We start from the raw sequence: 11,660 nt of genomic DNA on the forward strand, positions 1-11,660 counted from the left end.
CCAGCGGGGCTGACGCCCCGGCGAAATTCCCCTCCCACCTACGTCGGAGGGAGTCCCCTTTCGCATTTAAGATGGGGAGCGCAACGGACACTGCGATGGCAAGCGATACGGGAGGTCCATGGGTCACAAACAGGAGGGAAACACTCTTGTCTGATGGCATATGAACTCATTTTTCAATCAAGCCGCCATAACGCGACCATCCGGGGCGCGTTTCCCTCACCAGTCCCAGTCACCATCGTCGTTGCCGACTTTCATGCCAAGGTGGCTTTTATACAAAATCGCAACGCTGAAAACGTTTTTCATTCACCGCTCGTCTACCTGAATGGCACGAATGGTTGGCCACTTAAACTTTCGTGTTCTTTTTTTACCATTTCTGTGTGTCCCCCCCTTGCCCGGGACCCCGAGCCTGCCTAAAATCGCGCGTCTTTTATCAACCCCACCTCTATTGTTGGAGAACACCACGTGAGCGAAAAATTGGCCAACCCTGCCCCTCTGGGTCTGATGGGTTTCGGTATGACCACCATTCTGCTGAACATCCATAACGCAGGTTTCTTCCCCATCAGCGCCATGATCCTGGCCATGGGTCTGTGCTATGGCGGTCTGGCCCAGATCATCGCCGGCATCATGGAGTACAAGCGTGGCAACACCTTCGGTGTCACCGCCTTCATCTCCTACGGCACCTTCTGGTGGAGCCTGGTGTTCCTGCTGGTGATGCCGACCATGGGTCTGGCCGAGGCCACCCCGCACGCCTACATGGGCTGGTACCTGCTGATGTGGGGCATGTTCACCCTGTTCATGCTGATCGGGACCGTCAACTTCCCCCGCGTGAAGCAGTTCGTGTTCGCCTCCCTGACCGTGCTGTTCTTCCTGCTGGCCGCCCGTGACTTCACCGGCAGCACCCTGATCGGCACCATCGCCGGTTTCGAAGGCATCATCTGCGGCGCCAGCGCCATCTACCTGGCCATGGCCACCGTGATCAACGAGCAGTTCGGTCGCACCGTGCTGCCCATCGGCGAGCAGAAGAAAGCCGCTCCCGTCGAGCTCAAAGCCGCTGCCTAAGCACCCGGCGACATCGCTGTCACGAAAAAGGCACCCTCGGGTGCCTTTTGTGTTTCTACCGCCCGGACACCGTGCCGGTCAGCCCTGCGCCCCGGGATCCCCAGCCAGCAATCGGGTGGCCGGGTAGCGGGCGGCGGGATCCTGGCCGTAGAAGCGGGCGAACTGGTCATAGACCGCGGGGTAGACGGCGCGCAGACGCAACGGATCGGTGAAGAAGCTCTCGCTGCACACCGCGAAGAATTCGGCGGGGTGCGAGGCGGCGTAGGGGTCTATCTCGGTCACCTCCTCTCTGGTCAACTGATCGTTCATCTCGTCAAACGCACCTTGCAGCGCCCGGGTCCATTGCTGGGGATCCATGCCCCGCGGCAGGGGCGGTGCACCGTCCGCATCCCCTCCCAGCATGTCGAGCTTGTGGGCAAGCTCATGGATCACCAGGTTGAATCCGTCCCAGTCCCCGTCCTGCTGCAATTCGCTCCAGGCCAGCACCAGTGGCCCCTGGGGCCAGGATTCACCGGCGTTCTCCTCTTCAAATTCGCTCACCAGCCCGAACTCGTCCTGCACCTCCTGACGACGGGTCACGGGCTCGGGGATGATGATCACCTCGTGGAACCCTCGATACCAATCGAACCCCAGGTGCAGGACGGGCAGCACCGCCTGCAGGGCCAGCACCCCCTGCTGGCGGGGCGTCAGTTCCACCCCGATCTGGGTGAGGGTCTTGCGCGAGAGAAAATGGCGCGCCAGCTCCATCAGCCTCTGCGCCTCTTCTTCTTCAAGCCCCTGCAAGATGGGCACCGCCGCCAGCGCCTCGCGCCACTCCTGCTCTTCTGGGAGACGAGGCTCCCGGGGAGATGCACCACCCAATACCTCTTTCAACCTGGACCAGAACACACGGACTCCTCTTGCCAATCAGACAGCTTTCACAAAACGTTTCGGACGCTCGCAATACCCTTACGCCAGATAAAATCGGTGCGCCCCTTCGCGCTTGAGGCTGCTGGAGAGCTCCAGCTGGCCACACCCCAGGGCTGCCGCCCGCTGCTCTGCCGCCGCCAGCAGCAGGGCCCCGATGCCCCCGCCCCTTGCACCCTCATCGACAACCAGCGCCGAGATCAGGCCCCAGGCTGGTGCAAGATGCATGGGTTGCAAGTGGTGCCACACCAGCCCCCCCACCGGGATCCCCTCGCACAGGGCCACCAGGACCTCCCGCGCCGGATCGCGCTGGGCCAGCCTGGCGCTGACCGCCCCATCAGGGTTGGGGTAGCCCAGCTGGGCAAACAACCCCGTCAATCCGGCCCCATCCACCTCCCCGGCGAGGCGAATGATGTATCTGTTTTCCCTTGTTGCCACTCCTGGCCTCCTATTTGCATTACCTCAATCAGCCCTCTGGGCATGGCAAAGCGGCAGATGATGGGTATGTACCGAATCTTGTCCAGTTCCATTCACCATTTGTTAATGTCAATTCACAAATCAACAAAGTCACAACACTTTTCACTAGGAAGGCCCTGAACAAACCGATATGTTAAATCCCGCGGACTAACCAGTCGAAAGTCCCGCACAATCCTGAGTGACCCCCTTGGTCACCATATATTTCAATGTTAGGGCAGCGAGGCACAGACCTCGCCAAGACAGCGCAACAAAGGAGTTGTTGTACATGAATGAGATCGTCAATGCCATCAATGGCGTGATTTGGAGCCCTGCGCTCATTTATCTGTGTCTGGGGGTAGGCCTCTACTTCTCCCTGCGCAGCCGTTTCCTGCAACTGCGTCACTTGAAAGGCATGATACGCCTGATGTTTCAGGGCAAGGGCAACGATGCCGGTGTCTCCTCCTTCCAGGCACTCTCCATGACCCTGGCCGGTCGCGTCGGTACCGGCAACATCGCCGGTGTGGCCACTGCCATCACCTTCGGCGGCCCGGGCGCCCTGTTCTGGATGTGGATGGTCGCCTTCCTCGGCGCCAGCTCCGCCTTCGTGGAGTCCACCCTGGGCCAGGTCTACAAGGAGAAGATCAACGGTGAATATCGCGGCGGTCCGGCCTTCTACATCGAGAAGGGCCTGGGCATGAAGTGGTATGCCTGGACCTTCGCCATCGCCACCATCTTCGCCTGCGGCGTGCTGCTGCCGGGCGTACAAGCCAACTCCATCGGCTCCAGCCTGCAGACCGCCTTTGACATCGATCCCAACGTCACCGCCGCCGGTCTGGCGCTGCTGCTCGGTTTCATCATCTTCGGCGGCGTCAAACGCATCGCCAATTTCGCCAGTACCGTGGTGCCCTTCATGGCGCTGGGTTACATCATCGTCGCCTGCGTCATCATCGCCCTGAACATCGGCCAACTGCCGGGCGTGATCCTGCTCATCTGGAAGAGTGCCTTCGGGATGGAAGCCGGCTTCGGCGCCATTCTGGGTCTGGCCATCATGTGGGGTGTCAAGCGCGGGGTCTACTCCAACGAAGCCGCCCAGGGGACAGGCCCCCACGCCTCCTCCGCCGCGGCGGTGAGCCACCCGGCCAAGCAGGGCCTGGTGCAGGCGTTCTCCGTCTACATCGACACCCTGTTCGTCTGCTCCGCCACCGGCTTCATGCTGCTCATCACCGGCCTGTACAACGTGCAGGGTCCGGACGGTGCAGCCCTCTACACCGGCATCGCAGGCATCGCGGCAGGCCCCGGCTATGTGCAGACCGCCATGGAGAGCATGATGCCAGGCTTTGGCAACTACTTCGTCGCCATCGCCCTGTTCTTCTTCGCCTTCACCACCATCGTGGCCTACTACTACATCGCCGAAACCAACATCGCTTTTGTCAACCGCAAGATTAACCGTCCCTGGCTCACCTTCCTGCTGAAGATTGCGCTGATGGCTGCCACCGTCTACGGCACCGTCAAGACCGCCGATCTGGCCTGGGGCCTGGGTGACATCGGGGTCGGCCTGATGGCCTGGCTCAACATCGGTGCCATCCTGATGCTGCAAAAGCCGGCTTTCGCCTGTCTGAAAGACTACGAGGCACAGCTGGCCAAGGGTCTGGATCCCGTGTTCCACCCGGAAAAGCTCGGCATCAAGAACGCGGACTACTGGATTGAAAACCGCGCCGAAGTAAACCTGATGCGCGAGCAAACCGGCCACCCCTTCGAGGCGGACCCGGATACCGTTGCCAAGTAATCAGACGGCACAATGCAAAATGGCAGCTTCGGCTGCCATTTTCATTTGTGTTGGATGGGTGAGGGGTTCAAAGCACGTTGCGGCGCGGTCCGAATGGCAGGCGCCAGCGAAACAGGCTGTTGAGGGTCGCCCGCCACTGGTTGGGGCGCCCCAGGATCTGCCTCTGCAACCGGGTCTCTTCCTTGAGCATGGCCTCGTCACTGCGAGCCCAGGCCTGGGTGTAGAGCTGCTTGATCCCCGCCAGCGCATCCGGCGACTTGGTGATCAGGGTCCGGGCAAAGGCCCGCGCCTCTTCCAGAGGATCCGCGCACACCCGGCTCACCAGGCCGAGGGACTTGGCTTCGCTGGCTTCCAGCTCGCGCCCGCTCATGGCAAGCTCCATGGCGGTATCCATCCCCATCAGGTTGCGCAGGGTGACGCTGCCGCTCATGTCGGGGATGATGCCCCACTTGATCTCCATCACCGAGAAGCGGCAATCCGGGGTGCTGAAGCGAAAATCGGCGCCGAGCGCTATCTGCAGGCCGCCGCCAAAACAGACCCCCTGGGTCACCGCAATCACGGGCACCGGCAGTTGATGCCAGCCATAGGCCACCCGCTGGGCCAGGTTGGTCGCCTCGTCCGCCTCGCGCTTGAGGATCTCCAGCGCCGCCACCGGCTGCCTCAGCATGGATTTCACATCCAGCCCGGCGCAGAACGCCCGCCCCTCCCCGTGCAGGATCACGGCCCGCAGCCCTTTTTGCCGGGATAGCGCGTTCAGCGTCTCGTCGATGGCGTCGAACATGGCCCGATCCAGTGCGTTGAGCTTGTCCCCCCGGCAGAGCATCACCTCGGCGATCCCCTCCTGAAACACCCATTTGACCCTTGGCTTTTCCATCTCCGTCTTCGTCCTTTGATTCAACTGGTCATACCACAACGTTACCAGAGTGTTATGGGCAGGTACAGGGAGGCCGTCCCAGGCCTGCGACTAAAGTCGGCTGGCCCGGTGGTGGAGCCTTTGTCAGACTGGCCCCATGGTCACGGTGGAGCCTCTCATGTCACTTCTGTTCAATTTTGCCCGTCCACCGTTCGACGGCCTGGACGAGGAGGCACGCCAGCGGCTCGGTCAGCACCTCAGCATCTGCTACTTTCGCGCGGGCCAGACGGTGCAGCACGCCGGGGAGGAGCCCGCCGGGCTCTACCTCATCATCAAGGGGGCCGTGGAAGAGTCTGCCCCCCATCAATCCTTTGGCGACTATGGCGAGGGGGACATGTTCGACGTCCGTGCCCAGTTTGACGGGCACTGCCGCCACCGTTTCGCCGCCCTGGAAGATACCCTCTGCCAGCTCATTCCCCGCCCCGTCTTTCTGGCCCTGTGCGACGAGCACCCCCATATCGCCCGCTACTTCACCGCCACCCTGGCGGAGCGCCAGCGGGAGCAGGAGCGCCGCAGCCAGCTCGGACAGCAGAACCTGGCAGAGTTCATCCTGACCCGCATCGCTCCCGACCATCTGCAGGCGCCGCTGATCGTGGAAAGCAGCCTCTCGCTCCTGGCCGCCACCGAGGCCATGGTGGCCAGGGGCACCGACTGCCTGCTCTATCCCGGAGCAGACGGCAGCCTGAGCCTGGCCACCCGCAAGACCCTGCTCCACGCCCTCACCCTCAAGGGATTGTCGCTCAGTGCGCCGCTGGCGGTGCTGACCCCCACCCCGCTGACGGGTCTGCCACTGGGGAGCTATCTGTTCGATGCCCTGCTGCTGATGACCCGCCACCGCATCAAGCGCCTGGTCATCTGGCAGGGGCAGGAGGTGGCAGGCATCCTGCATTTGACCCAGGTGCTCGGGCTCTTCTCCACCCACTCCCATGTGTTGACCCTGCGCATCGCCCGCGCCGACTCCCCGGCCGCCCTCGAGGCGGTCGCCCGGGAGCAGCAGCAGCTCATTCGCTCCCTGTTTGCCCAGGGGATCCACACCCTGTTCCTGATGAAGCTCATCGCCACCATCAACGAGCAGTTGATCGCCAAGGCCTTTTCCCTGGTGATCCCTGCGGCGCAGCAAGAGCAGGTGTGCCTGCTGATGCTGGGGTCGGAGGGGCGTGGCGAGCAGATCCAGAAAACCGATCAGGACAATGCCCTGATCCTGCCGGATGGCCTGCCGTGGCCCACCCAGTCGGCGGATCTGGCCGCCTTCAGCGCCCTGCTGGCGCGCCTGGGTTATCCCCCATGCCCGGGCAGGGTGATGGTCAACAACCCGGCCTGGGTGAAGCCGCTTGGCGGCTGGCTGCAAGGGATAGAGCAGGCCTGTGTGCGCGCCAGCGAAGCGGATCTGCTCTGGCTCGCCACCCTGGCCGATGCCCAGGCCATCACGGGAGATCGCGCCCGGCTCGCCCCCGTCGCCCGCCACCTGCGGGCCTGCCTCGCCGACCGGCCGGATCTGCTGGCGGAGATGGCAAGGGCCGCCGTCGCCTTTCACGCCCCCCTCACCCTCTTTGGCAGACTGGAGCAAGCCCCGGAGGGGCTGGATCTCAAGCGGGGCGGCCTCTTCCCCCTTGTCCACGGCGTCCGGGTGCTCTCCCTGGAGGCGGGGATCCTGGAGACCTCGACCACAGGACGCATCGAGGCCCTGGTGGGCCAGGGACGCCTCAGCCGGGACTATGGCACCAATCTGGCGGAGGCCTTCCGGCTGTTCATGCGGCTTCGGCTGCGCAGCCAGTTGCAGGAGGGAGACGGACGGGTGCGGGTGGCAGACCTCGGCCCCGCAGAGCGGGATCTGCTGCGCCATGCCCTGCACCAGGTGAAGAAGTTCCAGCAATGGCTCACCTTGCACTTTCGTCTTAGGCAATAGCGATGTGGATGCACTGGCGCCGCCGCTGGCTTGGCAGGACGTTTCGGGAGGGGGAGTTTGCCCCGCTCTTTGCCCGCCCTGCTGGCGACGAGTGGGTGGCGCTGGACTTCGAGACCACCAGCCTGGATCCGGCGCTGGCGGAGATCGTCTCCATCGGGGCGGTGCGCATCCGGGGCAACCGGATAGAGACGGGCGATGCCCTTGCCATCCGGGTCCAGGCTCCCGCCAGCCTGAGCGCCGGGTCCGTGGTGATCCACGGCCTGCGCCATCAGGATCTGCAACAGGGAATGGCACTGGAGCCCGCGCTGCGCGCGCTGCTGGAGTTCATCGGCCCCCATGAGCTGGTGGGGTATCACATCGCCTATGACCTGCGCATTCTCAACCTCGCCTGCCAACGGCTGTGGGGGCTCACCCTGCCCCAGCGCGGCATCGAGGTGAGCCGCCTCTATCACGATCACATCTATCGCCGCTATCCCGATGCCGCCATCGATCTGCACCTGGCCGCGATCTGTCGCCATCTGGCGCTGCCAGCCCTGCCCCCCCACGACGCCCTGAGCGATGCCGTCACCGCCGCCCTTGTCTTTGTACGCCTGCATCAGGGCGGCCCGCTGGCTTATCCCAAAGTCTAATTGTTCGGAAATAACATTTAATTCACATTTTGCTTACATGGACAGCCGTGCTGTCCGGTAGGGAACCCCTCATCCACCGCTGACATTCACTGTCATGGAGAACTGCAATGGAACAGCAACCGTATCTTCGGATCCAGCAAGATCCCAACTTCCAGGCACTGGTCGCCAAACGCCAGCGTTTTGCCTGGACCCTCTCCATCCTGATGCTGGGGCTCTACCTGGCGTTCATCCTGCTCATCGCCTTTGCACCGGGCTGGCTTGGCACCCCCTTGAGCGAAGGCTCCAGCATCACCCGTGGCATCCCGGTCGGGATTGGTCTCATCGTATCGGCCTTCGTGCTGACCGGTATCTACGTATTTCGTGCCAACGGCGAGTTCGACGAGCTGAACCAGAAGATCCTCAAGGGAGCGCAATCATGAAAGGCAAGTTTCTGCTGCCGCTGGCAGGTCTGATCTCCACCCCCTTGCTGGCGGCCGACGCCATCAGCGGCGAGGTGCAACGCCAACCCCTCAATATCTCGGCCATCGTGATGTTCGTGATCTTCGTGGCCGCGACCCTGTTCATCACCTACTGGGCCTCCAAGCGCAACCGCTCGGCCTCCGACTACTACGCCGCCGGCGGGCGCATCACCGGCTTCCAGAATGGTCTGGCCATCGCCGGTGACTACATGTCCGCCGCCTCCTTCCTCGGCATCTCCGCCCTGGTCTACACCTCGGGCTACGACGGTCTCATCTACTCCATCGGCTTCCTGGTGGGCTGGCCCATCATCCTGTTCCTGATCGCGGAGCGGCTGCGCAACCTCGGCAAGTACACCTTTGCCGACGTGGCCTCCTACCGCCTCAAGCAGACCTCGGTGCGCAGCCTCTCCGCCAGCGGCTCCCTGGTGGTGGTCGCCCTCTACCTCATCGCCCAGATGGTCGGTGCCGGCAAGCTCATCGAGCTGCTGTTCGGCCTCCAATACCACGTGGCCGTGGTGCTGGTCGGCATCCTGATGGTGCTCTACGTGCTGTTCGGCGGCATGCTGGCCACCACCTGGGTACAGATCATCAAGGCGGTGATGCTGCTCTCCGGTGCCTCCTTCATGGCCATCATGGTGATGAAGTCCGTCAACTTCGACGTCGGTACCCTGTTCAGCGAAGCGGTCAAGGTGCATGCCAATGGTGCGGCCATCATGAGCCCGGGCGGCCTGGTCGCCGACCCCATCTCCGCCATCTCCCTTGGGCTGGCCCTGATGTTCGGTACCGCAGGTCTGCCCCACATCCTGATGCGCTTCTTTACCGTGAGCGATGCCAAGGAAGCCCGTAAATCGGTGTTCTATGCCACCGGCTTCATCGGGTACTTCTACATCCTCACCTTCATCATCGGCTTTGGCGCCATCCTGCTGGTCAGCACCAACCCGGACTTCAAGGATGCCACCGGCGCCCTGCTGGGGGGCACCAACATGGCGGCGGTCCATCTGGCCGATGCGGTGGGCGGCAGCCTGTTCCTGGGCTTCATCTCCGCCGTGGCGTTTGCCACCATACTGGCGGTCGTGGCCGGGCTGACCCTGGCGGGGGCCTCCGCGGTCTCTCACGACCTCTATGCCTGCGTCATCAAGGAAGGCAAGGCCAACGAGGCCGACGAGCTGCGCGTCTCCAAGATGACCACCCTGGTACTGGGTGTGGTCGCCATCGGCCTTGGCATCCTGTTCGAGAAGCAGAACATCGCCTTCATGGTGGGCCTGGCGTTCTCCATCGCGGCGAGCTGCAACTTCCCGGTGCTCTTCCTCTCCATGTTCTGGTCCCGCCTGACCACCCGTGGCGCCGTCTATGGCGGCTGGCTCGGTCTCATCAGCGCCGTGACCCTGATGATCCTGGGCCCCACCGTCTGGGTGAAGGTGCTGGGTCATGCCCAGGCCATCTTCCCCTACGAATACCCGGCGCTCTTCTCCATGGGGCTGGCTTTCATCGGGATCTGGTTCTTCTCGGTCACCGACAAGTCCCAGGCAGCCTCCGACGAGCATGCGAAGTTCTTCCCGCAGTTCGTCAGATCCCAGACCGGGCTCGGTGCCTCCGGCGCCTCCGCCCACTAAGTGGCATCCCACGCATCCAAGCCGGCCCAGTGCCGGCTTTTTTCATGACCGCCCCTCGCCTCCCCTCTGCAAGAGAAGCCGGAGCCCGTTGCCGGCCTGGTCGTGAAACCTTCCCCCCCCCCCCCGCAATGGAGCCAGATCACAGTTCCTGCTAAAACTTTCGGGGGATCTGTGCCATAATGCGCGCCATTTGACAGACCAACCGGGACATTCCAGTGCTTTCAAGCAACAACATCACCATGCAGTTCGGCGCCAAGCCGCTGTTTGAGAACATCAGCGTCAAGTTTGGCGGCGGCAACCGCTACGGCCTCATCGGTGCCAACGGCTGTGGCAAGTCCACCTTCATGAAGATCCTCGGCGGCGATCTCGAACCCACCGGCGGCAATGTGAGCCTGGATGTCAACGAGCGCATCGGTAAGCTGCGCCAGGATCAGTTCGCCTACGAAGAGATGCGCGTACTGGACGTGGTCATGATGGGCCACACCGAGCTGTGGGCCGCCATCGCTGAACGCGATGCCATCTACGCCAACCTGGAGGCCACCGACGACGACTACATGAAGGCCGCCGAGCTGGAAGGCCTGGTCGCCGAATATGATGGCTACACCGCCGAATCCCGCGCAGGCGAGCTGCTGCTGGGTGCCGGTATTCCCATCGAGCAGCACAACGGCCCGATGAGCGAAGTGGCCCCGGGCTGGAAACTGCGGGTACTGCTGGCGCAGGCGCTCTTCTCCAACCCCGACATCCTGTTGCTGGACGAACCGACCAACAACCTGGACATCAACACCATTCGCTGGCTGGAGCAGGTGCTCAACGATCGTGAAAGCACCATGATCATCATCTCTCACGACCGTCACTTCCTGAACTCCGTCTGCACCCACATGGCGGATCTGGACTACGGCGAGCTGCGGGTCTACCCGGGCAACTACGACGAGTACATGCTGGCTGCCACCCAGGCCCGCGAGCGCCTGCTGGCCGACAACGCCAAGAAGAAGGCCCAGATCGCCGATCTGCAATCCTTCGTCTCCCGCTTCAGCGCCAACGCCTCCAAGTCCAGCCAAGCTACCTCCCGCCTCAAGCAGATCGACAAGATCAAGATTGAGGAAGTGAAGGTCTCCAGCCGTCAGAACCCCTTCATCCGCTTCGAGCAGGACAAGAAGCTCTACCGCAACATCCTGGAGATCGAGGGCGTCTCCAAGGGTTATGGCGACGGTCCCCTGTTCAAGGGGCTCAACATGATGCTGGAAGTGGGCGAGAAGGTCGCCATCCTGGGTACCAACGGGATCGGTAAGTCCACCCTGATCAAGACGCTGGTCGGTGCCCTGGCACCGGATACCGGCACCATCAAGTGGTCCGAGAACGCCCAGATCGGCTACTACGCCCAGGATCACGCCGAAGATTTCGACACCGATCTCAATGTGTTCGACTGGATGGCACAGTGGAAGCAGGAAAACGAAGACGAACAGGCGGTGCGCTCCGTGCTGGGTCGTCTGCTCTTCTCCCAGGACGACATCAAGAAGCCGGTCAAGGTGCTCTCCGGTGGTGAACAGGGCCGCATGCTGTTCGGCAAGCTGATGATGCAGCGCCCCAACATCCTCATCATGGACGAACCGACCAACCACCTGGACATGGAATCCATCGAATCCTTGAACCTGGCGCTGGAGATGTACAAGGGCACCCTGATCTTCGTCTCCCACGACCGCGAGTTCGTCTCCTCCCTGGCGACCCGCATCCTGGAACTGACCGAAGACGGCATCCGCGACTTCGGCGGCACCTACGAGGATTACCTGCGCACCCAGGGTGTGGTGTAATCCTCCGCTTTCAAGCAAAGCGATCAGAACCGGCGCCTCGTGCGCCGGTTTTTTATACCAATCAGATTAAAGATGTGATCTAATTGCTCTATTCTGGTTTCACTGTACTCAGTATGTCCGATCCAA

General features: G+C 62.5%; 10 protein-coding genes. 7 read left to right on the forward strand and 3 right to left on the reverse strand.

The features are described from left to right. Window positions 1–462: 462 nt before the first annotated feature. A complete protein-coding gene (locus OKC30_RS16835) occupies window positions 463–1,059 on the forward strand; it encodes an acetate uptake transporter (protein ID WP_039039055.1) in 597 nt (198 codons plus the stop codon). Window positions 1,060–1,137: 78 nt separating this feature from the next. Here the strand turns inward: OKC30_RS16835 and OKC30_RS16840 are convergent, their stop codons facing one another. Together OKC30_RS16840 and OKC30_RS16845 are read right to left on the reverse strand one after the other, a co-directional pair. Next, on the reverse strand, window positions 1,138–1,947 hold the full coding sequence (locus OKC30_RS16840; protein ID WP_160838298.1) for a zinc-dependent peptidase: 810 nt from the start codon (window positions 1,945–1,947) through the stop codon (window positions 1,138–1,140). A 60-nt stretch (window positions 1,948–2,007) separates the two neighbouring features. After that, entirely contained in the window at window positions 2,008–2,379 is a 372-nt protein-coding gene (locus tag OKC30_RS16845) for a GNAT family N-acetyltransferase (protein ID WP_442865838.1), read from the reverse strand. A 328-nt stretch (window positions 2,380–2,707) separates the two neighbouring features. On the opposite strand from OKC30_RS16845, the gene OKC30_RS16850 reads away from it, so the two are divergent. Further along, window positions 2,708–4,207: an alanine/glycine:cation symporter family protein gene (locus tag OKC30_RS16850; RefSeq protein ID WP_043156472.1), complete on the forward strand. Its 1,500-nt coding sequence runs from the start codon at window positions 2,708–2,710 to the stop codon at window positions 4,205–4,207. Window positions 4,208–4,274: 67 nt separating this feature from the next. Here OKC30_RS16850 and OKC30_RS16855 read toward each other — a convergent pair whose 3' ends face one another. Continuing rightward, window positions 4,275–5,081, reverse strand: a complete 807-nt coding sequence (locus OKC30_RS16855; protein WP_043156474.1) for a crotonase/enoyl-CoA hydratase family protein — start codon at window positions 5,079–5,081, stop codon at window positions 4,275–4,277. A gap of 157 nt (window positions 5,082–5,238) precedes the next feature. On the opposite strand from OKC30_RS16855, the gene OKC30_RS16860 reads away from it, so the two are divergent. The 5 genes from OKC30_RS16860 to OKC30_RS16880 all read left to right on the forward strand — a co-directional run bounded on the left by OKC30_RS16860 (window position 5,239) and on the right by OKC30_RS16880 (window position 11,534). Beyond that, complete coding sequence (locus tag OKC30_RS16860) at window positions 5,239–7,026, forward strand: putative nucleotidyltransferase substrate binding domain-containing protein (RefSeq protein ID WP_270666773.1); 1,788 nt, start codon at window positions 5,239–5,241, stop codon at window positions 7,024–7,026. 2 nt (window positions 7,027–7,028) lie between these two features. After that, window positions 7,029–7,655: a 3'-5' exonuclease gene (locus OKC30_RS16865; RefSeq protein WP_160838300.1), complete on the forward strand. Its 627-nt coding sequence runs from the start codon at window positions 7,029–7,031 to the stop codon at window positions 7,653–7,655. A gap of 107 nt (window positions 7,656–7,762) precedes the next feature. Continuing rightward, a complete protein-coding gene (locus tag OKC30_RS16870; RefSeq protein ID WP_039039049.1) occupies window positions 7,763–8,074 on the forward strand; it encodes a DUF485 domain-containing protein in 312 nt (103 codons plus the stop codon). Then, the gene (locus OKC30_RS16875) at window positions 8,071–9,726 is read left to right on the forward strand and encodes a cation acetate symporter (protein ID WP_010674577.1); all 1,656 of its coding nucleotides are present in this window, start codon (window positions 8,071–8,073) and stop codon (window positions 9,724–9,726) included. The genes OKC30_RS16870 and OKC30_RS16875 overlap by 4 nt, the downstream gene beginning before the upstream one ends. Window positions 9,727–9,941: 215 nt before the next feature. Beyond that, window positions 9,942–11,534 (forward strand): ABC-F family ATPase, encoded by a 1,593-nt coding sequence (locus OKC30_RS16880; protein WP_010674576.1) that lies wholly within the window; start codon window positions 9,942–9,944, stop codon window positions 11,532–11,534. Window positions 11,535–11,660 lie beyond the last annotated feature (126 nt).

It is taken from the genome of Aeromonas sp. QDB18, from assembly GCF_027705325.1.
GTDB lineage: Bacteria > Pseudomonadota > Gammaproteobacteria > Enterobacterales > Aeromonadaceae > Aeromonas > Aeromonas caviae.

Excerpts from the sequence above, each read along its gene's own strand:
- OKC30_RS16850 (WP_043156472.1), top strand. The coding sequence starts at position 2,708 with ATGAATGAGATCGTCAATGCCATCAATGGCGTGATTTGGAGCCCTGCG.
- OKC30_RS16855 (WP_043156474.1), bottom strand. The coding sequence starts at position 5,081 with ATGGAAAAGCCAAGGGTCAAATGGGTGTTTCAGGAGGGGATCGCCGAG.
- OKC30_RS16860 (WP_270666773.1), top strand. The coding sequence starts at position 5,239 with ATGTCACTTCTGTTCAATTTTGCCCGTCCACCGTTCGACGGCCTGGAC.
- OKC30_RS16865 (WP_160838300.1), top strand. The coding sequence starts at position 7,029 with ATGTGGATGCACTGGCGCCGCCGCTGGCTTGGCAGGACGTTTCGGGAG.
- OKC30_RS16870 (WP_039039049.1), top strand. The coding sequence starts at position 7,763 with ATGGAACAGCAACCGTATCTTCGGATCCAGCAAGATCCCAACTTCCAG.
- OKC30_RS16875 (WP_010674577.1), top strand. The coding sequence starts at position 8,071 with ATGAAAGGCAAGTTTCTGCTGCCGCTGGCAGGTCTGATCTCCACCCCC.